The following is a 19,668-nucleotide window of genomic DNA, read 5'->3' on the forward strand; positions in this document are numbered from 1 at the left end:
GCGCCCCGGTCCGGAGCCTCAGGCCGCCCGTGGCGCCGGAGCGGGCGCGGGCCGCGCGGACGCCGGAGGGCCGGCCGGGGCGACGGGCGGGGCCACCGGCGCCGGGCCCGGCAGCCAGGACCAGGACGCCGTCTCCGACAGCGGGGCGGAGATCGGTCCGTCGCCCACCAGGACCGGATGACCGACGGAGCGCAGCAGCGGCAGATCGCTCTCGTCGTCGGCGTACGCGTAACACTCCTCGGCGGCGACGCCGAAGGCCTGCATGATCCGGCCGGCGGCTTCGGCCTTGGCCTCGCCGATCATGGGAGGGCCGGACAGCTCCCCGGTGAGCACGCCCTGCGAGGTCACCTCGGGCACGGTGCACACCACGAGGTCGGCGCCGACCTCCCGGGCCAGCGGGTCGAGGCAGGCGGAGAAGGCTCCGGAGACGAGGACGACCAGGTCGCCGGCGTCCCGGTGGCGGCGCAACGCCTCGTGCACGGGGGTGTGGAGCAGGCCGCCGGCGCGGGCCTTCTCGTACCACTCCCGGCCGCTGGTCTCCAGGTCGTCGAGGTGACTGCCCGCGAGGAAGCGGAAGAAGGAACGGTTCACCTGCTCGCGGGGCACGCCCTCGCGGATCTGGCGCTGGAGCGAGGCGCGGGCCGCGGCGAGCCGGCGGGCGGCGACCTCGCCGCGCCCCCAGTACCGGGCGAGGACACAGGCCATGCTCTTGCAGGTGATCAGGGTCTCGTCCACGTCGAAGAACGCGGCCCGGGCGGGGGCGATGCTCATGCTCTGCCCCCTCTGCCACCGAGACTGACGTCGGCGAAGCGGCCGGTCACGCCGGCCGGTGGGGCCGTCCGACGGTCCCTCGCCCCGCGGCCGTCGGCCGCGCCGGGTGCGGGGTCGGCGATCTCGTACTGCGCCGTGTCGACCAGTTCGAGGATCCGCTCCGCCAGCGGCCGCAGGCGCGCCCCGGCCGGCGTGAGCTCCACGGAGCGGTTGCCGCGCCGCTGGAAGAGCGAGGCCCCCATGTCCTCTTCCAGGCCCTTGATCTGGGCGGTCACCGCGGGCTGGGAGTAGTGCAGGTTGTGCGCCGCGCGGGTGAAGCTGAGCTCCCGGGCCACTTCGCGGAAGGCCCGTAAGTGCTGGAGTTCCATCCTTCTGCCTTTCTACGCTCGTCCGTTCTTCCCTTGACCGTGCGGTCGTACCGTCACGCGCACCGGGCCACGGCCGTGGCGAGGACGCGGGCTCCCTGGGTCGCGGAGAGGCGCACCCGGCCGCCCTCGGCCGGCGCCGCCTCGACGGTCACGGCCTCGGCCAGCTCGCCGAAGACGGCGAAGTCGGCGTCCAGCGAGGTCAGCGCCGCGCCTCCCGCCGTCTCCCGGGCCGCCTGCCGGAAGGCCTCCAGGAGCAGCATCCCGGGCACGTGGTCCGAGGGGTGCTCGAAGTAGCCGGGGTGCGTGGGGTCGACGTGCAGCCGCCATTCCCGGGTGCCGGGCGGCCGGGTCAGGGCCTCCGCTGCGGGTACGGGACGCAGGACGCCCCGGTCGTCGGCGGCACCGGCCGGCACCCCGTACAGGGAGGCGGGGTGGCCGGGCGCCCCGTACTCCGGGGTCCCGTACGCGGAAGCCTCGTACGCCGAAGTCCCGTACTCCGGGGTCCCGTAGACGGAGGAGCCGTGCTCCCGGCCTGTCGGCCGGGCGGTCTCCGCGACCCTGCCGCGCTGCCGGAGCCGTCCGTACCGGACGCCGTCGATCACGACGACGCCGGCGGAGGCGCGGGCGCACTCCCGGCCTCCGACCTCGATCACCATGTCGAAGCGGGCGTCGAAGCGACGCGGGTTCCGCCCCCCGGCGGGCGTCACGACCTTCACGTCGAGGACCACCGCGAGCGGCCCGCAGCCGACGCGGAGGGCGGCCGGGTCACCGATGCGCAGCGACAGGGCCTTGAAGATGAAGTGGTGGCCGAGCGGCACGTCGTGGTAGCGGTGGCTCAGGAAGATGCCGGCCTGCCGCACGGTCTCGACGAGGAGCATGAAGTCGCACTGCCCGGTCTCCTCCGGGCGGTACAGCGCGTGGTTCCGCGGCAGTTGGGCACCGACCAGGAAGCGGTCGGACCCGGCGACGACCGCGTCGGTGAGGAAGACCTCCGTCACCGAGGCGCGGTGCACGAACCGGCGGGAGATCGTGCGGTCGAAGCTCAGGCCCTCTTTGGCCTCCCGTATCAGGGACTCCAGGGACTCGACGGGCGCGAGCGGCTCGACGGGTAACACGGTCTGCAGCACACCGATGGACATCCTTATCCCCCTCAAGGTGAATCATCGTGGCGACGAGGGACCTCGGCGGCCCCTCGGCAGCAAGAAATATACCTTCGAGAATGTATATTGCAAGGCGTAGGCACGAGAGAGGCGGACAGGCATGGCGACACCCCGAAGCGAACCGAAGCACCGGAGCGAACCCAAGCAGGAACGCGCCCGGCGCACGAAGGTCCACATCCTCCGGTCGGCGGCCGAGCTCTTCGCGGAGCGCGGCTACGCGACCGTGACCCTGCAGGACGTGGCCGAACGCGCGGAGATGACCAAGGGGGCGGTGTACTTCCACTACACGAACAAGGAGGCCCTGGCCGTCGCCGTCGTGCAGGAGCACTACTCGCGCTGGCCCGAGATCCTCAAGGGCGCCGAGGGCACGCACGAGGAGCCGTTCGACACGCTCACCTCCGTCCTCGAGACGGTCACCAAGGCGTTCGCGAAGGACATCGTCGTCCAGGCCGGCGCGCGGCTCCAGATCGAGCGGGCGCTGATCGACGCCGAGCTCCCCGAGCCGTACGTCGGCTGGGAGGAGTACCTCACCCGGCTGATCACCGAGGCCCGTGACGCGGGACAACTGCGGGCCGGAGTGGAACCGCGCGCGGCGGCCCGCGTCCTGGTCTCCGCCTTCTTCGGCATGCAGCACATCTCGGACGTCCTCAGCCGGCGCGAGGACCTCGACGAGCGGTACGAGGAGCTGCGGACCGTCCTCCTCGAAGGGCTGCGCGGCTGACCGGCCGCGTGCCCGCCGTGAGATCCCGGGAAACGGCGTGGCCTCCCACGGGTGTGGGAGGCCACGCCGTACGCGTTCAGCGGGTCGGGACCGGTCAGGACCTGCTGCCCGAGGCGACCGGCGCCGGGGCGGCGGCGGAACCCGTACCGGAAGCCGTACCGGAACCGGAACCGGAAGCCACGACCGGGGCCGGGGCGGCGGCGGCCTTCGCGGCGACACGGCGCAGGTACAGGTTGTTGAGGACCAGGGCCGCCGCCGTGAGCGAGGCACCGACGATCTGCATGCCCGCCGGGACGACACCGGTCAGGGCGGAGATCACGAACGCCGTGATCGGCACCACGTCCATGAAGAGGACGCCGTTGAGCGGGCCGAGGTAGCGGTTGCCGAAGTTCCAGCCGAGGACACCGACGAAGCCGGCGATGACGCTCATGTAGGCCAGCTGCGGCAGGATCGAGCCCACGGCGCCCGCCGTCGGGACCGGCACGCCGCCGGCGGCCAGGATGACCGCCGTGATCACGGTGGCGGAGGCGAGACCGAGGACCGTGGTGATCGCGGTGTACTTGATCGGGGACCAGGTCGGGAAGTAGCTCGCGCCCGAGGTGTAGACGACCCAGCACAGCGCGGCGAAGAGCAGGAGCGCGTCGGCGCCGGCGGTCTTCGGGGAGGCGATCAGCGAGCCGATGTCACCGTCGGAGACGACGAGGATGGTGCCGACGAAGGACATCGCGATGAAGACGAGCGAGAACTTCGGCGGAACGACCTTCTTCAGCACCCAGTTCACCAGGAAGCCCATCATGGGCATGGTCGCCATCATGATCGAGGCGTTGAGGGCGCCCCGCTCGCCGATGAGGTCCTGGCCGAAGAAGACCAGGAACTGGAAGCCCGCGAAGCCCGCCGTGCCGAACAGCCAGGCCAGACCGATGCGTTCGCCCTTGAGGCGCAGCCCCTCCCGGCCCTCGCGCAGCCGGAGGAAGACCAGGAACATCGCACCCGCGATGGTGTAGCGCATCACGGTGAAGGTGAAGGGGTCGATGTGCTGCAGGGTGGAGTCCATCAGGGGGAACATCGCACCCCAGGACACCGTGGCCAGGAGGCAGAGGAGAACGCCTCGCGTGTACGTGTTCTGACTGTTCATGAGTCTTCCTGTCGGGCCGGAGCCGGAGGGGACGAAGGGGAGGGGGGCCGGGTCCCGCGGAGGGGGTGCGGGACCCGGCAGGCGGAGGGGGAGGACAGCCGGGTCAGACCCCGGCCGGCTCCGGCTCGCGGGACTCCGCGGGCCGGAGGTCGAGCAGCGGCAGGACCGACTCCAGGAGCTGGGCGGCCCGGACCTTGCCGGTCGGGCTGTACGGGATGGACTCGACCGGCACCACGTACGCCGGGAGGCAGGGCACCCGGCGGGCGCAGGCGGCACTGACCGCCCGGTAGCCGCTCTCCTGACGCTCCGGCGCCACCGGCGTGAAGGGCACGACGAGCACCTCGCCCGCACCGGGGAGGCTCGTCCGCAGGACGGCGGTCTCGCGGACGCAGGGCAGGTCCATCAGGTCGGCTTCGAGGCCGAAGATGTTGACGTCCAGCGGCTTGCCCGCCTCGGCCTTCGCCACGCCGTCGTTGCGGCCGGTGAGTTCGAGCCGGCCCGCCTCGTCGACGAGCCCGCTGTCGCCGGTGAGCAGGAAGCGCTGCGTACGGCCGCCGTAGTCGAGCGTCATGAAGTCGGGCTCGCTCGTCGCGTAACTGTCCATCAGCTGGTAGCTGGCGATGGCGACCCGGCCCCGGCTGCCCTTGGGGAGCGGCTTGTTGTCGGCGTCGAGGACGACGACGGTGTTGCCGGGCATGGGGCGGCCGGAGCGGCAGGGCGCCACGTGCAGCTCCTCGGGGCCGATCATGACGTTCACGCCGGTCTCGGTGGTCCCGTAGTAGAGGTGGAGCACCGGGCCGAGGCGGTCCCAGGCGTTGTTGATGACCCACCGGTTGAGGTGCCGGCCGCCGGAGAGCACGAAGTGCAGGCGGGAGGTCTTGTGCAGGTGCTCCGAGTTCGGGTGGGCGACGACCCGGGCGAGGACGGGCGGCACCATGAGGGTGGTGGAGACGCCCTCGTCCTGGATGATGCGGATGAGCTCCTCGGCGTCGTCGTGCGGGCCGAGGACGACGGTGCCGCCCAGGGTGAGGAAGATGCGCGCCCAGCCCGGCCCGGAGGCGTGGTAGAGCGGCACCGTGACGAGGTGGACGTCCTCTTCGTCGAAGGCGTACTGGTCGACGAGGTCGGCGAAGCGGCGGGCCTCGAAGGAGGTGCGCCGGACCACCATCTTGGGGACGCCGCTGGTGCCGGAGGTGAAGGAGAAGGCCTCGAACGGCTGCTCCACCGGCTGCGGTTCGCCCGGTGCCGACACGAGGAGGTCGGTGAAGCTGACGGAGACGGTCTGGCCGTCGGGCAGGCCGGCGGGCTCGCTGTCGATGAATATGTCGAGTATGTCCCTGCCGTTCGGCCAGCCGCACTCCTCGACGAGTCCCCGGTGGGCCTTCGAGGTGATCACGACGGTCGGCTCCAGCTGGTCGAGCGCGGCGCTGGTCGCGACGGGACCGGCGGTGTAGTCGAGTCCGACGCAGGGGATGCCGAGGGAGCTGACGGCGGCCATCGAGACCACCAGCTCCCAGCTGTTCTCGGCGAGGAAGACCGCGCGGGCGGGCCGGGTCTCGGGCAGCAGGTCCTGGATGGCGCAGGCCACCCGGCTGACCTTGTCGGCGAGGCTCGCCCAGGTCATGCGGGTCTCGCCGTCGACGACGGCGACGCGCTGGGGCCAGCGGGCGGCGTGCTTGCGGATGTCCGCGATCTTGATCATGGAGCTCTCCTCGGGGTCGGGGCGGGCGGTTCAGCCGGTGGCGACGGCGGTCGCCGCGGCCGTGACGGTGGCGGCGGTGGTGGCGGGCGCCGAGACCGCGGCGGCGGCACCGGCGAGCTGCTCGGTCGTACGGGCCGGGCTCGTGCGGGTCTCGACGGTCAGGTGGTCGGCGGTGGCCGGGACGGAGCCGGTGGCGGCGGCCTGGACGGCGAGCTCGCGGGCGGAGACGGTCGGGTTCCGCAGCGTGTAGATCTCGCAGCCGCTGGAGCGCAGGGTGTCGATCTGACTGAGCGTCCGCTCGCAGAGCTTCTCGCCGGGCACCGTGATGGGGATGCCGGGCGGGTAGGCGATGATGAAGTGCTCGGAGGTGCCCGTGGCCAGGGCCGCGGAGGCGCTCCGGTAGGTGCGCTGGATGGTGCGCAGGGCGTCGAGCAGCCGCAGCAGGGTCGCCTCGTCCACACCGATGTGGACGTGGAAGAGGACGGCGTCGCCGCTCTCCCGGGCCACGTACAGCGCGTACTCGTCGAAGAGCATCCGGCGGAAGTCCGCCGCCGTGATGCCGAGGGCGCTGATGTCGACGAGGACCCGGGTGGGGTCGTCACTGACGAGCTGCGCGGCGTCGGTGAGGTGACCGTCGGGCCCGAGCGGGCGGTACGCGGAGAGCCGCGGGTCCGTGGCGAGCTCGACGCGCAGGGTGCGGGCGAGGCCGAGGGAGCGGCCGAGGAGCGACTCGCCCTCGGTCTCGGCCTGGAGCCGGGCCAGGTCCAGGCTCGCGAGCACGGGCCAGCTGGGCGAGGTGGTGTGGTGCTGGAAGAGGGCCTGCGCGGTGCGCTCCTGGGCCTCTCCGTCGCCGATGAGGTGCAGGTACGAGCCCTGGCGGAGCGCCGACATCGACTTGTGCGCGGAGTGGGTGACGGCCACGTTCATGGCGAGGCGGGGGTCGGCGGCGCGCAGCGTCTCGACGGCGTGCAGCGCGGTGAGCGGGCGCAGCCGGGGGTGGAAGCGGTGCACGGCGCCCCAGGCCTCGTCGACCAGGACGGAGACGCCGGGGTGGACGGCGGCGAGTTCGGCGAGGACGGTCGGCAGGTCGTACCGGACGCCGTCGTAGGAGACGGCGGAGAGGACGACGGTGTCGAAGGGCCGGCCCTCGACGGCGGCGGCGCGGAACATCTCCAGGAGCCGGGGCAGGTCCGCGTACGTCCGGGGGCAGCCGTCGCAGCAGCGCTGCATGGGGGCGTACGCGACCTGGACGCCGAGCGAGTTGAGGGCGAAGTGCACCGACTGGTGGCAGGAGCGGTCGGCCAGGACCCGGGAGCCGGGCTGGGTCAGCGCGGTCAGGGCGACCCGGTTGGCGGTGCTGGTGCCGGCGGAGAGGAAGAAGGTGGCGTCGGCGCCGAAGCTGCGGGCCGCGAGGCGCTGGGCCTCACGGAGCGGGCCCCGGGGCCGGAAGAAGGAGTCGAGCATCGTGCCGCTGTAGGACACGTCGGCCGCGAGCTGCGCGACGCCGAAGAGCGCCTCGTAGGTCTCCCGCATGTGGGAGTCGCGGATAGACCGGCCGTGCGAGAGGGGCAGCGCGTGGAACGTGGCGATGTCACGTCGGGCGACTGCGAGCACGGCGTCAGCGAGGGGGGTCCTGCCGTCCGGGTAGGCCCCGGGACGAGCCGGCAGTGTCGCCGGCTCCGGAGTGGAGCTGGTGGATGCGGTCATGCACCCATGAAATAAAAACCTTCGCGAAGGTATCAACTATCATCAGCGACGCTGATGGACGGCCGGGCGGGGCCGCCGCCCGACCAGCGCCGATGACAGCCCGCGACCGGCGGAGCCCTGCGACTGGACGGCGGTGCGGTGACTGGACGGCGGTCCGGCGACTGGACGGCGGTGCCTCGGCCGGACGGCCGGTCAGGCGGCGGTCCGGCGGCGCGGGCGGGCGACGAGTTCGCCGCCGCAGTTGGGACAGACGTCGGCCATCGCGTCGGCGCAGGGCACGCAGAAGGTGCACTCGTGGGTGCAGATCCGCGCGGGACCGTCCGGCGTCAGGGCCTCGGTCTCACAGCGCTCGCACCGGTCTCGCATCTCCAGGGCCATGGTCGGCTCCCCCTCCTCGTACGGCTGAGAACCCCTCCATGATCCTCAGCGGCCCCCGCCCCCGGAAACAGGCCGACGGCCAAGGATCGAAGGGATCGGGTCAGTGCCTGACCAGGCAGAACGGATGCCCCGCCGGGTCCGCGTACACCCGCCAGCTCCGCGTGCCCGCCCCGTCGTCGAGCGGGGTCGCGCCGTGCGCGAGGACCTGCTCGTGGGCCGCGTCCAGATCGGCGACGCCGAAGTCGAGGTGGAACTGCTGGGGGCGCTCCGGGTCCGGCCGGACCGGCGGACGGAAATCGGCGACGCCCTGGAAGCAGAGGACGAGCCCGCCGGGGGTGTGCAGGGTGGACCAGGACGCGCCGAGGGACCAGCGGGGGTCGGGCCGGTCGACGTCCCCGCCGAGCACGGCCCGGTAGAACGCGGAGAGTTCACGGGGCGCGGAACAGTCGAGGACGACGCACTGCAGTTCGGCGATCATGCGCGGAGTCTAAGGGTGGCTCACGAGGTCATCGAGATCACGACGTACCCCATGGCGACGGCCACGAGCAGGAGGCCGACGACGAGGGCGACCAGGGCGAAGCCCAGCAGTCCCGTCACGCCGGCGATCGCCGCCCACCCCCACCGCGTCGCCCGCTCGGCCCGCCGGAGCACCTCTCGGCCCTCCGCGCCGTCCCACCCGTCGTCGTCCATGACCCCTCCCCGTCCCGGACCCTACTCCGCGCGGCGGGCCGCTCTCGCCTGGGTACGGACCGCGCCCATGCTCGCACCGATGACGAGGGCGATGGCGAGGGCGTCGGTGGCGGACAGGGCCTGGCTCAGGACGAGGAAGCCGGCCGCCGCCGCGATGGCGGGTTCCAGGCTCATCAGGATCGCGAAGGTGGGCGCGGGCAGGCGGCGCAGGGCGAGGAGTTCCAGGGTGTACGGGAGGACCGAGGACATCAGCGCGACGGCGAGGCCCAGGCCGATCGTCGACGGCACGAGGAGCTTGTCGCCCGCCTCCGCGATGCCGAGCGGCAGGCTGAGGACGGCGCCGAAGGCCATGGCGAGCGCGAGCCCGTCGGCCTGCGGGAAGCGGCGGCCGGTGCGGGCACTGAAGACGATGTAGGCGGCCCACATCGCGCCCGCCGCGAGCGCGAAGGCCGCGCCGAGCGGGTCGAGGCGGTCGAAGCCGCCGCCCCCGAGGAGGACGACGCCGCCGAGGGCGAGCCCGGCCCAGAGGAGGTTCATCAGGCGGCGCGAGGCGCCGACGGAGAGGATCAGCGGGCCGAGGACCTCCAGGGTCACGGCGGCGCCCAGCGGGATCCGGTCGGCGGCCTGGTAGAAGAGGATGTTCATGCCGGCCATGGCGGTGCCGAAGGCGACGATCGTCCCCCAGTCGGCGCGGCCGTAGCCGCGGACCTTGGGCCGGCAGACGACCAGCAGGACGGCGGCGGCGAGCACGAGCCGGAGGGTGACGACGCCGAGCGCGCCCGCGCGGGGCATCAGGAGGACGGCGACGGCGGAGCCGAACTGCACGGAGAGCCCGCCGGCGACGACGAGCGCGACGGGCCCGAGCCGACGGCCGGCCGGGGGCCCGGCCGTCCCCGACCCCACCGCGGGCGCGGCGGGCGCCGCGGCCGGGGCCATCTCCTTGACCGGACTGTCCACCGACGGCTCCTCACACACGCAAGTTCATTAGACTGGACCCTCGGTCCAGAATAATGCACCCCCGTCCGGACCGCAGCCGGGATTCCCCTCCCACGCTACGAGCCCCTGCGCGGCACCGGAAATGCCGATTGCGCTGCGGTTATGCTCCGGGCGCATGAGCATCGAGCTGCGCCACCTCCGCTGCTTCCTCGCCATCGCCGAGGAAGCCAGCCTCACCAGGGCGGCCGCCCGGCTCCACCTCACCCAGCCCGCCGTCTCCCGCACGCTCGCCGCCCTGGAACAGCACCTCGGCGCCCGGCTCGTCGACCGCTCCACCCACCACCTCGCGCTCACCGCCGAGGGCCGCGCCTTCCAGGACCGGGCGGCCGCCGCGCTCGCCGCCTTCGAGGCCGCCGTCGACCCCGCGCGCCTGCGCCACCGCCCGCTGCGCCTCGGACACGCCTGGTCGGCCTTCGGCCCGTACACCACCCCCCTGCTCCGGCGCTGGCAGCGCGCCCACCCCGAGACCCCGCTCGAACTGCTCCGCATCGACGACCGCACCGCCGGTCTCGCCCGCGGCGAGGTCGACGCGGCGCTGCTGCGCGGGGCGGTGGAGGCGCCCGGCCTCGTCACCGCGGAACTCACGACCGAGATGCGCGTCGCCGCCCTCCCCGCCGACCATCCGCTCGCGGACCGCGCCCGGCTCGCCCTCGACGACCTCGCCGGCGAGACGGTCGTCCTCAACACCGTCTCGGGCACCACCACGCTGTCCCTCTGGCCGGCCGCCGCCCGCCCGGCCGCCACCCTGACGGTCGCCAACACCGACGACTGGCTCACCGCGATCGCCGCCGGCCGCGGCATCGGCGTCTCCTCCGCCTCCACCGCCGCCCTCCACCCCCACCCGGGCGTCAGCTACCGCCCCCTCCCCGAGGCGCCCCCGCTCCCGGTCGTCCTGGCCTGGCGCGACGCCTTCCCGCACCCGGCGACGGGGGCGCTGGTGACGATGGCCCGGGAGATCGTGAGGGAGGCGGGGTAGCGGACGCCCTCACGGTGGCGCGGTCCGGTCAGCGCGCGCCGTCGAAACCCGGCCCCGGTGTTCCCGGCCCGGCCCGGGGCACCTCCTCCACGCCCTCCGCGAGGAGTTCCACCAGGTGCCGGGCCCTGCGGTCCGTCAGGTCCCCGATCTGGGTCCGGCACGAGAAGCCGTCCGCCAGGACCTCCGCGTGGCCCGCCCCTCGCAGGGCCGGCAGGAGTTGGTCCTCCGCACATGCCACCGAGACCTCGTAGTGGCCGGGTTCGAAGCCGAAGTTGCCCGCGAGGCCGCAGCAGCCGCCCGCGAGGTCGCCCGTGAGGCCGGCGCGGGCCCGCAGGCGGCGGTCCGCCGCGTCGCCCAGGACGGCGTGCTGGTGGCAGTGGGTCTGGCCGGTGACCGGGCGGTCGAGGCGGGGCGGGGTCCAGTCGGGCGCCAGGGTCTCCAGGGCTTCCGCGAAGGTGCGGACGGAGGCGGCGAGGCGGGCCGCGCGGGGGTCGTCCGGCAGCAGTTCGGGCAGGTCGGTGCGGAGGGTCGCCGCGCAGGAGGGTTCCAGGACGACCACGGGCCGGACGGGACCAACGGCACCACCAGGCCCACCGGCCCCACCAACCCCCGTCCCCTCCCCCATCACGTCCAACGTCCTCCGCATCACCTTCCGCGCCGCCCCCAGCTGCCCCGTCGACACGTAGGTCAGCCCGCAGCAGACCCGCCCGGGCGGCAGTTCCACCCCCAGGCCGGCGTCCTCCAGGACGCGGACGGCCGCCTCACCCACCTCCGGCGCCAGGTGGTTCGTGAAGGTGTCCGGCCACAGGGTGAGCGACGGCGGGCGGTTCGAGGCGCGCTCGGCGAACCAGGACACGAAGGACCGCTCCGCCACCCTCGGCATGGTCCGCTCCGGCGTCACCCCCGCGAGCCGCGCCGCGAAGGGCAGCCCCATGGCCGCGTTGAGCCCGCGCCCGAAGTGCGCCAGCCAGCTCGGGAGGCGGCCCATCGTCCAGTGCGAGCGGGGCCGCGCGAAGGGCCGTCGCGCGTAGTGCCGGTCGAGGAACTCCGCCTTGTACGCCGCCATGTCGACGCCCACCGGGCAGTCGCTGCGGCAGCCCTTGCAGGACAGGCAGAGGTCGAGCGCCTCCCGGACCTCCTCCGAGCGCCACCCGTCGGTGATCACCTCGCCGAGCGCCATCTCGTGCAGGAGGCGAGCCCGGCCCCGCGTGGAGTGCCGCTCCTCCCCCGTCGCCCGGTACGAGGGACACATCACGCCCGGACCCGCGCTCGGGCCGTCCACCCGGCACTTGGCCACGCCGACGCACCGCGCGGCGGCCCTGCCGAGCCCCACCACCGGCAGCCCTTCGAAGCGGAGACCGGAGTCCAGCGGCTTCGGCCGCACCAGCATCCCCGGGTTCAGGCCCCCGTCCGGGTCCCACACGTCCTTGACCGCGCCGAAGAGGCCGACCAGCTCCTCCCCGTACATCCTCGGCAGCAGCTCGGCCCGCGCCTGCCCGTCGCCGTGCTCCCCGGAGAGCGAGCCGCCGTGGGCGACCACGAGGTCGGCGGCCGCCTCCGAGAAGCGGCGGAAGTCCCGTACGCCCTTCCCCGTCCACAGGTCGAAGTCGATCCGGACGTGGACGCAGCCGTCGCCGAAGTGCCCGTACGGGACTCCCCGGAGGCCGAAGTCGGCCAGCAGCGCACGGAACGCGCGGAGGTACGCGCCCAGCCGCGCCGGCGGCACCGCGCAGTCCTCCCACCCCGGCCACGCGTCCCCGCCCCCCGGCATCCGCGTCGCCGTTCCCGCCGCGTCCTCCCGGATCCGCCACAGCGACCGCTGCCCGGCCGCCTCCCGCACCACGACCGCGTCCAGCGCGTCCGCCGCCCGGACCAGACGGGAGGCCGCTCCCGCGCCGTCGACCTCGCAGAACAGCCACGCCCCGCCCCGGGGCAGCCCCTGGGCACCCCGTACGAGATCGGCGGCCATGCCCTCCACCGTCAGCGGGCCGTACGCCAGGAGCCCCGCCGCCGCGTCCGCCGCCGCGGTCTCGTCCGCGTACCCGAGGACGACGAGGACCGGCTCGGCGGGCAGCGGGACGAGGGCCACCGTCGCCTCCGTCACCACCCCGAGCGTGCCCTCGCTGCCGCAGAAGGAGCGGGCCACGTCCACGCCCCGCTCGGGGAGCAGCGCGTCGAGGGCGTAGCCGGAGATCCGGCGCGGCAGACCGGCCGGGTAGCCCGTCCTCAGGAGGGCGAGGTGGCGGTCGACGAGGTCGAGGAGTCCGGCGGGGGCGCCGCGCCCGCCCCGCCCCAGCGTCAACTCGGCGCCTCCGTACGTCACCACTTCCAGCGAGCGCACGTTGTCCGCCGTGGTCCCCCAGGCGACCGAGTGCGCCCCGCACGCGTTGTTGCCGATCATGCCGCCGAGGGTGCAGCGGCTGTGCGTGGACGGGTCGGGGCCGAAGGTCAGCCCGTGCGGGCGGGCCGCCGCCCGCAGCCGGTCCAGGACGAGGCCGGGCCGGACGACGGCCGTCCGCGCCTCCGGGTCGAGGGAGACGATCCCGCCCATGTGCCGTGTGAGGTCGAGCACGACGCCGGTGCCGGTCGCCTGGCCGCCGATCGAGGTCCCGGCGCCCCGCGCGACGACCGGGGTGGTGCCGTGCGCCCGGCACACCTCCAGGACGGCCGCGATGTCGGCGGCGTCGCGCGGCGCGACCGTACCGGCCGGAACGCGGCGGTAGTTGGAGGCGTCCATGGTCGCCAGCGCCCTCGCGGCGGCGGAGAAGTCGACCTCGCCGGCGACGGCCGCGCGCAGGTCGGAGGCCAGCCCGGACGCGTGTTCCTCGTGTCTTCCCACAAGCCCAGGATGTCTCAGTCCTCGTCTCATCGGGCGGACATCCGGCGACCGGCCCCGCCCCGACCCGATACTCTCCGCCTCGTGGCTGAGATCCAGATTCCCGCTGACATCAAGCCCGCCGACGGCCGTTTCGGCGCGGGCCCCTCCAAGGTGCGTACGGAGGCGCTGGACGCCCTGGCCGCCACCGGCACCTCTCTCCTCGGCACGTCCCACCGCCAGGCTCCGGTCAAGAACCTGGTCGGCGAGGTACGTACCGGCATCTCCGACCTCTTCTCGCTGCCCGAGGGCTACGAGGTGATCCTGGGCAACGGCGGATCCACCGCCTTCTGGGACGTCGCGACCCACGGTCTGATCGAGAACAAGTCGCAGCACCTCACCTTCGGCGAGTTCTCCTCCAAGTTCGCGAAGGCCGCCAAGCTGGCTCCCTGGCTGGCCGAGCCGACCGTGATCTCCTCCGACCCGGGCACCCACCCGGAGCCGGTGGCCGAGGCGGGCGTCGACGTCTACGCGTACACCCACAACGAGACCTCCACCGGTGTCGCCGCCCCGATCAAGCGGGTCGCGGGCGCCGACGAGGGCGCGCTCGTCCTGGTCGACGCGACCTCCGGCGCGGGCGGCCTCCCGGTCGACATCGCCGAGACGGACGTCTACTACTTCGCCCCGCAGAAGTCCTTCGCCGCCGAGGGCGGCCTGTGGCTCGCGGCCTTCTCCCCGGCCGCCCTGGAGCGGGCGCAGAGGATCCACGCGTCCGGCCGTCACATCCCGGAGTTCTTCTCGCTCCCGACGGCGATCGACAACTCGCTGAAGAACCAGACGTACAACACCCCGGCGCTCTCGACCCTCTTCCTGCTCAACGAGCAGCTGAAGTGGATCAACGGCCAGGGTGGCCTCGACTGGGCCGTGGCCCGGACGAAGGAGTCCTCGGACGCGCTGTACGGCTGGGCCGAGGAGTCCAAGTACGCGTCGGCGTTCGTGACGGACCCGGCGAAGCGCTCGCAGGTCATCGGCACGATCGACTTCGCGGACGAGGTCGACGCGGCGGCGGTCGCGAAGGTGCTGCGCGCCAACGGGATCGTGGACACCGAGCCGTACCGCAAGCTGGGCCGCAACCAGCTGCGGATCGCGATGTTCCCGGCGATCGACCCGGCGGACGTGCGGGCCCTGACGGCCTGCATCGACTACGTCATCGAGAAGCTCTGACCTCTGCGGTCGTACGAGGGGCCCCGCACCGGTCGTGTCCGGTGCGGGGCCCCTCGCGTCCGTGTCAGCGGCCGCGGGGCCCCTCGCGTCCGCGTCAGCGGCTCAGGCGCCGGAAGCGGCGCACCGCGAGCGGCAGGAACACCGCCGTGATCGCCGAGCCCCCGCGACTGACGGCCGGGGGTCCCCGCGCCCGGCGGTCAGCCCCTGCGCCCGGCGGTCAGCCCCTGCGGAACAGGCGCTTCAGGCCGACCACGAGGACGGTGGCGCCGGCGAGGACGAGGAAGCCGACGGTGACGTTGCCGTTCTCGCCCCCGGCGGCCGGCGTCGCCGAAGGGGACTTCGGTGCTCCGCCCGGAGCCTCCGTCGGCTTCTTCGAAGGAGGCTCGACGCCCGCCCGTTCCACGCGCACCACCCGGCTGTTCCGGCCCTCGGAGCCGAACATGAGGGCCGAGCCGTCGGGCGTGTACGTCACCGACTCCGCCTGCCCCTGGAAGGGCGCCCCGACCGCCGTGCCCTCGTCGCCGAGGCGACCGTCCTTCCAGGCGTACTCCTGGGCGCTGAAGTAGCCCCGCAGGACGAGCCGTTCGCCGTCCGGCGAGAAGGCGCCGTCGGTCACCCACGGCACCTCGTCGACACGGCGGAAGACGTTCGTCCCGGACGAGGAGAGCCGCTCGGAGCCCGCGTACAGGCCGCCGCCGTCCTCGTTCTTGCTGGCGATGTACACCCGGCCGGTCTTCGGATGGACCATCAGGGCCTCGGCGTTGCGGGCGCCGTCGGCGTACTTCACGACGTACTGCCGCGCCGCCACCGTCTGGTCCTTCAGGGTCTTCGGCTCGGGGAAGCGGTAGATCCAGACGTGGTCCCAGGAGCCGTCGAGGTTGTCGCCGATGTCGCCGACGTAGATGTCGCCGTCCGGTCCTACGGCGATCGCCTCCATGTCGCGGGGGGTTCCGACGCCCGCCATGGTCAGGGTCGCGACGGTCTTTCCCGTACGGGAGTCGATGCCGTAGATCAGGGGCGCGTCCTGGTCGTTGTGCGTCCAGTAGATCCCGGGGTGGGCCCGGCTCGCGGCGAGGCCGCTGGACTCGGTGATCCGGGAGTCCTCGATCGTGAAGTCCCGGTCGGGTTCCTGCCCTTCGGCACGGGCATGGCCGGCCGGGAGCAGCACCAGGGCAGCGGCCGCGCCGAGGGCGCACAGAGCAGATCGCATGGATCAAGCCTGCCACGGCGCGGGGGAAACCGGCTTGACCAGCACCGAGGCCACTGTCATGGTCGCGCCCATGCCTACGCTCTCCGCCCCCGACGGGACCCTGCTCGCGTACCACGCGTCCGGTTCCGGCGACCCGCTGATCTGTCTGCCCGGCGGCCCCATGCAGGACTCCGCCTACCTCGGTGACCTCGGCGGGCTCGACGCCGGCCGCACCCTGATCCGTCTCGACCTGCGGGGCACCGGCGCCTCCGCGGTGCCGGAGGACCCGGCCTCGTACCGCTGCGACCGGCTCGTCGAGGACGTGGAGGCGCTGCGCGCGCACCTCGGGCTCGACACGGTCGACCTCCTCGGGCACTCGGCCGGCGCGAACCTGGCCGCGCTGTACACGGCCCGGTACCCGGAGCGGGTGGCCCGTCTCGTGCTCCTCACCCCGGGCACGGCGGCCGTCGGCCTGGAGACGGCCGGGGAGGAGCGGCTCGCCGCGGCGCGGCTGCGGGCCGGGGAGCCGTGGTTCGCGGAGGCGTACGCGGCCCTGGAGGACCTGACGTCGGGACGGGGGACGGCGGAGACCTTCGCGGCCGTCGCGCCGTTCTTCCACGGGACCTGGGACGAGGCCGCGCGGGAGCGGCACGCGGACAGCCACCGGCGGCGGAACGGGGAGGCCGCCGGGGTCTACGCGAGCGAGGGCGCCTTCGAACCGGAGGCCACGCGCGCGGTGTTCGCGGGGTTCGACCGTCCGGTGCTCGTCGTGGCCGGGGAGGGCGACGCGAACACGCCGGTGCCGACGGCCACCGCGTACGCCGGGCTGTTCCCGAAGGCCGATCTCGCGGTCCTGGCGGGGGCGGGGCACTTCCCGTGGCACGACGACGCGGAGTGGGTCGTGGAGACGGTCGGCGGGTTCCTGGAGTAGGCGGGAGGGACGGTCGGCGCGTTTCCGAGGCAGCGGCGACGGTCGGCGCGTTTCCGAGGCAGCGGCGACGGTCGGCGCGTTTTCCGAGGCAGCCGCAGGACCCGTGTCCCGGATCACGTCGCAGGTCCGGGACGCCGTCCGCGATGATGTGACCATGCGTTTTCTGTTCGTCGGCGACAGCATGACCATCGGACGCGCCGGCGACTGGACCTGGCGTTACCGCATGTGGGAGCACCTGGAGGCGACGCTCCCCGGCGGGTACGAGATCGTCGGGCCGCGCTCCGGCCTGTACGACCCCGCCGCCGACGCCCCGGCCTCGGAGGCGTACCCCGACCCGGCGTTCCCCGCCGACGCCCGGCGCCATCTGGCCGGCTGGGGCGAGGGCTGGCTGCACATGGCGCCGGTGATCGGCGAGACGGTGACGGCCACGGGCGCGGACGTCCTGCTGATCTCCCTCGGCCTGATCGACCTGGGCTTCTACACGAACAGCGACCAGACGGAGGAGAACGTGCGGGCGTTCGTGGCGGGCGCCCGGGCCGCGAACCCGCGCGTGCGGGCCGTCCTCCTGCCGGTCATACCGAACGTCCGCGCCGGGTACGACGCCGCTTTCGCCGCCGAGTGCTCCCGCTTCAACGAGCTGCTCGCGAAGGCGGTCGCGGACCTGGACACGGCCGCCTCGCCGCTGCTGCTCGCGACGGTCCCGGAGTCGTACGACCTCCGGGCGGACACCTACGACGGCACGCACCCCGGCCCGAGCGGGGAGCACAAGCTGGCCGCCGCGTTCGCCGGCGCGATGCACCAGGCGTGGGGGCTCGGCGGCCCGTACGCCCCCTCCTCCTGACGGGTCAGGCGGCGCGGGTGAGGCGGTTCGCGAAGGTCGAGACCGTGTACGTGCCGATGCCGAGGACGACCTCCAGGGCGTTGCGGCGGGTGTAGCCGGCCTTCTCGAAGGCGGCGAGGTCCTCGTCGCTCACCGCGCCGGAGGAGGCGAGGACCCGGAGGGTGAACGTCCTGACGGCGGCGAGGCGTTCGGCGTCGGGGGCCGGGCCGAGGGCGGCCAGCTTCGCCTCGTGCATGTCGACGCAGAGGTGGCACTGGTTGCGCGCGGCGACGGCCAGGATCACCGTCTCGCGGGAGTGCGGGTCGAGGGTGGTGGACTCGAAGATCGCGTTGATCTTGAGGAAGCCGTCGAGGGTCTCCGGGGACTCCTTGAGGAGGGCGACGGCGGCGTTGGCGCGGGCGGTCATGTCGGTGGTGGCGGGCAAGGCGGTTTCCCCCCGGGTAGAATGGACAACATGGTTGACCATGTCGCTGGAGAAAACGTAAACCAGGTTGTCGATACTGGCAAGGGGGTATCGCGGGACACTCCCGGATTCGAGCTGCCCCTGCTCCTCTTCGGCGGCTTCCGCACCCTCATCGACCGGCTCCACGCCCGCCTCGCCGACGAGGGCCACCCCGACCTGCGCCCCGCCTTCGGCTTCGCCATGCAGGCGATCGGCGCCCACGGCGCCACCGCCAGCGAGATCGGGCGACGCCTCGGCGTCTCCAAGCAGGCCGCCGGCAAGACCGTCGACCGGCTGCTCACCGCCGGCTACGCCGAACGCACCGACGACCCCGAGGACGCCCGGCGCAAACTCGTCCGGCTCACCCCGCACGGCTACGACGCCCTCGCCCGCTCCGCCGCGATCTTCGACGACCTGAGGGCGGAGTGGATCGCCGCCCTCGGCGCGGACCGGGTCCGGGACATGGAGGCGGCCCTGCGGAACGTCGTCCCCGCCGAGACGGCGTTCCGCCTGGACGCCACGAGCTGGCTGGGCGCGCCCTAGCGGGCCCGGCCCCGGGTCCTGTCCCGGACCCCGTACCCGGTCGTCACCAGGCGAAGGCCTCGGGAGACGGCCCCGGCCCCGGGAAGATCTCGTCCAGACCGGCCAGCAGCTCCTCGCCCAGCTCCAGCTCCAGCGCGCGCAGCGCGCCCGCCAGCTGCTCCGGGGTGCGGGGGCCGACGATCGGGCCCGTCACACCGGGACGGGTGAGCAGCCAGGCGAGGGCCGCCTCGCCCGGCTGGAGGCCGTGCTTGTCGAGCAGGTCCTCGTAGGCCTGGAGCTGCGCCCGCACCGCCGGGTCCGCGAGCGTGGTCGCCGCGCGCCCCTCGGTGCGCCGCTTGCCCTCGGTCTCCTTCTTCAGGACGCCGCCGAGCAGACCGCCGTGCAGCGGCGACCAGGGGATGACCCCGAGGCCGTACTCCTGCGCGGCCGGGATCACCTCCATCTCGGCACGCCGCTCGAAGAGGTTGTAGAGGCACTGCTCGCTGACGAGCCCGACCGAGCCCCGCCGGGCCGCGACCTCGTTGGCCTGGGCGATCTTGTACCCGGGGAAGTTCGAGGAGCCCGCGTAGAGCACCTTGCCCTGCTGGATGAGGACGTCGACCGCCTGCCAGATCTCCTCGAAGGGGGTCGAGCGGTCGACGTGGTGGAACTGGTACAGGTCGATGTAGTCGGTCCCCAGCCGCTTGAGGCTGGCCTCGACGGCCCGGCGGATGTTGAGCGCCGAGAGCTTGTCGTGGTTGGGCCAGGCCTCGCCGTCGGGGCCCATGTTCCCGTAGACCTTGGTGGCGAGGACCGTGCGGTCGCGGCGGCCGTCGCCCTTGGCGAACCAGGAGCCGATGATCGACTCCGTCCGCCCCTTGTTCTCCCCCCACCCGTAGACGTTCGCGGTGTCGAAGAAGTTGAGCCCCGCGTCGAGGGCGGTGTCCATGATGGCGTGACTGGTGGCTTCGTCCGTCTGCGGTCCGAAGTTCATCGTCCCGAGGACGAGTCGGCTGACCTTGAGTCCGGTGCGTCCGAGCTGCGTGTACTCCATGGGCGTCAAGCCAACTGCTTCGAGCGCACTCGAAGCAAGGCCCTTC

Annotated in this window: 20 protein-coding genes; 6 read left to right on the top strand and 14 right to left on the bottom strand. The window is 73.4% G+C overall.

Features of this window, described 5'->3' with window-relative positions; all coding sequences use genetic code 11:
- Positions 1–18 precede the first annotated feature (18 nt).
- From IE237_RS05110 to IE237_RS40480, 3 genes are read right to left on the bottom strand one after another with little or no spacing between them, the layout of a single operon-like run.
- Complete coding sequence (locus IE237_RS05110) at positions 19–771, bottom strand: HAD family hydrolase (protein ID WP_189800541.1); 753 nt, start codon at positions 769–771, stop codon at positions 19–21.
- Positions 768–1,139, bottom strand: coding sequence for a LysR family transcriptional regulator (locus IE237_RS05115; protein ID WP_229842257.1), 372 nt, complete (start codon positions 1,137–1,139; stop codon positions 768–770). Before IE237_RS05115 ends, IE237_RS05110 begins: the two co-directional genes overlap by 4 nt.
- Positions 1,140–1,192: 53 nt before the next feature.
- Positions 1,193–2,266, bottom strand: a complete 1,074-nt coding sequence (locus IE237_RS40480; RefSeq protein ID WP_229842258.1) for a ScbA/BarX family gamma-butyrolactone biosynthesis protein — start codon at positions 2,264–2,266, stop codon at positions 1,193–1,195.
- Between the two features lie 133 nt (positions 2,267–2,399).
- On the opposite strand from IE237_RS40480, the gene IE237_RS05125 reads away from it, so the two are divergent.
- The gene (locus IE237_RS05125; protein ID WP_189800542.1) at positions 2,400–3,020 is read left to right on the top strand and encodes a ScbR family autoregulator-binding transcription factor; all 621 of its coding nucleotides are present in this window, start codon (positions 2,400–2,402) and stop codon (positions 3,018–3,020) included.
- 94 nt (positions 3,021–3,114) lie between these two features.
- On the opposite strand, the gene IE237_RS05130 is transcribed toward IE237_RS05125, so the two are convergent.
- From IE237_RS05130 to IE237_RS05160, 7 genes are all read right to left on the bottom strand, one after another.
- Positions 3,115–4,155: a DMT family transporter gene (locus IE237_RS05130; protein ID WP_189800543.1), complete on the bottom strand. Its 1,041-nt coding sequence runs from the start codon at positions 4,153–4,155 to the stop codon at positions 3,115–3,117.
- Positions 4,156–4,258: 103 nt separating this feature from the next.
- Positions 4,259–5,857 carry a class I adenylate-forming enzyme family protein gene (locus IE237_RS05135; RefSeq protein ID WP_189800544.1) on the bottom strand — a complete coding sequence of 533 codons (1,599 nt, stop codon included), beginning with the start codon at positions 5,855–5,857 and terminating at the stop codon, positions 4,259–4,261.
- A 30-nt stretch (positions 5,858–5,887) separates the two neighbouring features.
- Positions 5,888–7,564 (bottom strand): aminotransferase class I/II-fold pyridoxal phosphate-dependent enzyme, encoded by a 1,677-nt coding sequence (locus tag IE237_RS05140; RefSeq protein WP_189800545.1) that lies wholly within the window; start codon positions 7,562–7,564, stop codon positions 5,888–5,890.
- 192 nt (positions 7,565–7,756) lie between these two features.
- The gene (locus tag IE237_RS05145) at positions 7,757–7,942 is read right to left on the bottom strand and encodes a DUF1272 domain-containing protein (protein ID WP_189800546.1); all 186 of its coding nucleotides are present in this window, start codon (positions 7,940–7,942) and stop codon (positions 7,757–7,759) included.
- A gap of 100 nt (positions 7,943–8,042) precedes the next feature.
- The gene (locus tag IE237_RS05150; RefSeq protein WP_189800547.1) at positions 8,043–8,420 is read right to left on the bottom strand and encodes a VOC family protein; all 378 of its coding nucleotides are present in this window, start codon (positions 8,418–8,420) and stop codon (positions 8,043–8,045) included.
- A gap of 20 nt (positions 8,421–8,440) precedes the next feature.
- Positions 8,441–8,632, bottom strand: a complete 192-nt coding sequence (locus tag IE237_RS05155; RefSeq protein ID WP_189800548.1) for a hypothetical protein — start codon at positions 8,630–8,632, stop codon at positions 8,441–8,443.
- A gap of 21 nt (positions 8,633–8,653) precedes the next feature.
- Positions 8,654–9,568, bottom strand: a complete 915-nt coding sequence (locus IE237_RS05160) for an EamA family transporter (protein WP_189800692.1) — start codon at positions 9,566–9,568, stop codon at positions 8,654–8,656.
- 175 nt (positions 9,569–9,743) lie between these two features.
- Between IE237_RS05160 and IE237_RS05165 the strand changes: the two genes are divergently transcribed.
- Positions 9,744–10,604 carry a LysR family transcriptional regulator gene (locus tag IE237_RS05165; RefSeq protein WP_229842259.1) on the top strand — a complete coding sequence of 287 codons (861 nt, stop codon included), beginning with the start codon at positions 9,744–9,746 and terminating at the stop codon, positions 10,602–10,604.
- Positions 10,605–10,632: 28 nt separating this feature from the next.
- Here IE237_RS05165 and IE237_RS05170 read toward each other — a convergent pair whose 3' ends face one another.
- Positions 10,633–13,473: an FAD-binding and (Fe-S)-binding domain-containing protein gene (locus IE237_RS05170; protein ID WP_189800550.1), complete on the bottom strand. Its 2,841-nt coding sequence runs from the start codon at positions 13,471–13,473 to the stop codon at positions 10,633–10,635.
- Positions 13,474–13,524: 51 nt separating this feature from the next.
- On the opposite strand from IE237_RS05170, the gene serC reads away from it, so the two are divergent.
- Positions 13,525–14,643 carry a phosphoserine transaminase gene (serC, locus tag IE237_RS05175; protein ID WP_189800551.1) on the top strand — a complete coding sequence of 373 codons (1,119 nt, stop codon included), beginning with the start codon at positions 13,525–13,527 and terminating at the stop codon, positions 14,641–14,643.
- Positions 14,644–14,860: 217 nt separating this feature from the next.
- Here serC and IE237_RS05180 read toward each other — a convergent pair whose 3' ends face one another.
- The gene (locus IE237_RS05180; protein ID WP_189800552.1) at positions 14,861–15,853 is read right to left on the bottom strand and encodes an esterase-like activity of phytase family protein; all 993 of its coding nucleotides are present in this window, start codon (positions 15,851–15,853) and stop codon (positions 14,861–14,863) included.
- Between the two features lie 70 nt (positions 15,854–15,923).
- Here IE237_RS05180 and IE237_RS05185 point away from each other — a divergent pair, with 70 nt between their 5' ends.
- Positions 15,924–16,763 carry an alpha/beta fold hydrolase gene (locus tag IE237_RS05185; protein ID WP_229842295.1) on the top strand — a complete coding sequence of 280 codons (840 nt, stop codon included), beginning with the start codon at positions 15,924–15,926 and terminating at the stop codon, positions 16,761–16,763.
- A gap of 154 nt (positions 16,764–16,917) precedes the next feature.
- Positions 16,918–17,604: a GDSL-type esterase/lipase family protein gene (locus IE237_RS05190; protein ID WP_189800554.1), complete on the top strand. Its 687-nt coding sequence runs from the start codon at positions 16,918–16,920 to the stop codon at positions 17,602–17,604.
- Between the two features lie 4 nt (positions 17,605–17,608).
- On the opposite strand, the gene IE237_RS05195 is transcribed toward IE237_RS05190, so the two are convergent.
- Complete coding sequence (locus IE237_RS05195) at positions 17,609–18,010, bottom strand: carboxymuconolactone decarboxylase family protein (protein WP_229842302.1); 402 nt, start codon at positions 18,008–18,010, stop codon at positions 17,609–17,611.
- 48 nt (positions 18,011–18,058) lie between these two features.
- Between IE237_RS05195 and IE237_RS05200 the strand changes: the two genes are divergently transcribed.
- Positions 18,059–18,589: a MarR family winged helix-turn-helix transcriptional regulator gene (locus IE237_RS05200; protein WP_229842260.1), complete on the top strand. Its 531-nt coding sequence runs from the start codon at positions 18,059–18,061 to the stop codon at positions 18,587–18,589.
- Positions 18,590–18,632: 43 nt separating this feature from the next.
- On the opposite strand, the gene IE237_RS05205 is transcribed toward IE237_RS05200, so the two are convergent.
- Positions 18,633–19,622: an aldo/keto reductase gene (locus tag IE237_RS05205; RefSeq protein WP_189800557.1), complete on the bottom strand. Its 990-nt coding sequence runs from the start codon at positions 19,620–19,622 to the stop codon at positions 18,633–18,635.
- Between the last annotated feature and the right edge of the window lie 46 nt (positions 19,623–19,668).

Origin of the sequence: Streptomyces tanashiensis (assembly GCF_014648895.1) — a bacterium.
Taxonomy (GTDB): Bacteria; Actinomycetota; Actinomycetes; order Streptomycetales; family Streptomycetaceae; genus Streptomyces; species Streptomyces tanashiensis.

Excerpts from the sequence above, each read along its gene's own strand:
- IE237_RS05150 (WP_189800547.1), bottom strand. The coding sequence starts at position 8,420 with ATGATCGCCGAACTGCAGTGCGTCGTCCTCGACTGTTCCGCGCCCCGT.
- IE237_RS05195 (WP_229842302.1), bottom strand. The coding sequence starts at position 18,010 with ATGACCGCCCGCGCCAACGCCGCCGTCGCCCTCCTCAAGGAGTCCCCG.
- IE237_RS05185 (WP_229842295.1), top strand. The coding sequence starts at position 15,924 with ATGCCTACGCTCTCCGCCCCCGACGGGACCCTGCTCGCGTACCACGCG.
- IE237_RS05135 (WP_189800544.1), bottom strand. The coding sequence starts at position 5,857 with ATGATCAAGATCGCGGACATCCGCAAGCACGCCGCCCGCTGGCCCCAG.
- IE237_RS05160 (WP_189800692.1), bottom strand. The coding sequence starts at position 9,568 with ATGGCCCCGGCCGCGGCGCCCGCCGCGCCCGCGGTGGGGTCGGGGACG.
- IE237_RS05125 (WP_189800542.1), top strand. The coding sequence starts at position 2,400 with ATGGCGACACCCCGAAGCGAACCGAAGCACCGGAGCGAACCCAAGCAG.
- IE237_RS05155 (WP_189800548.1), bottom strand. The coding sequence starts at position 8,632 with ATGGACGACGACGGGTGGGACGGCGCGGAGGGCCGAGAGGTGCTCCGG.
- IE237_RS05205 (WP_189800557.1), bottom strand. The coding sequence starts at position 19,622 with ATGGAGTACACGCAGCTCGGACGCACCGGACTCAAGGTCAGCCGACTC.
- IE237_RS05180 (WP_189800552.1), bottom strand. The coding sequence starts at position 15,853 with ATGCGATCTGCTCTGTGCGCCCTCGGCGCGGCCGCTGCCCTGGTGCTG.
- IE237_RS05145 (WP_189800546.1), bottom strand. The coding sequence starts at position 7,942 with ATGGCCCTGGAGATGCGAGACCGGTGCGAGCGCTGTGAGACCGAGGCC.
- IE237_RS05130 (WP_189800543.1), bottom strand. The coding sequence starts at position 4,155 with ATGAACAGTCAGAACACGTACACGCGAGGCGTTCTCCTCTGCCTCCTG.
- IE237_RS05115 (WP_229842257.1), bottom strand. The coding sequence starts at position 1,139 with ATGGAACTCCAGCACTTACGGGCCTTCCGCGAAGTGGCCCGGGAGCTC.
- IE237_RS05200 (WP_229842260.1), top strand. The coding sequence starts at position 18,059 with ATGGTTGACCATGTCGCTGGAGAAAACGTAAACCAGGTTGTCGATACT.
- IE237_RS05140 (WP_189800545.1), bottom strand. The coding sequence starts at position 7,564 with ATGACCGCATCCACCAGCTCCACTCCGGAGCCGGCGACACTGCCGGCT.
- IE237_RS05110 (WP_189800541.1), bottom strand. The coding sequence starts at position 771 with ATGAGCATCGCCCCCGCCCGGGCCGCGTTCTTCGACGTGGACGAGACC.
- IE237_RS05170 (WP_189800550.1), bottom strand. The coding sequence starts at position 13,473 with ATGAGACGAGGACTGAGACATCCTGGGCTTGTGGGAAGACACGAGGAA.
- IE237_RS05190 (WP_189800554.1), top strand. The coding sequence starts at position 16,918 with ATGCGTTTTCTGTTCGTCGGCGACAGCATGACCATCGGACGCGCCGGC.
- IE237_RS05165 (WP_229842259.1), top strand. The coding sequence starts at position 9,744 with ATGAGCATCGAGCTGCGCCACCTCCGCTGCTTCCTCGCCATCGCCGAG.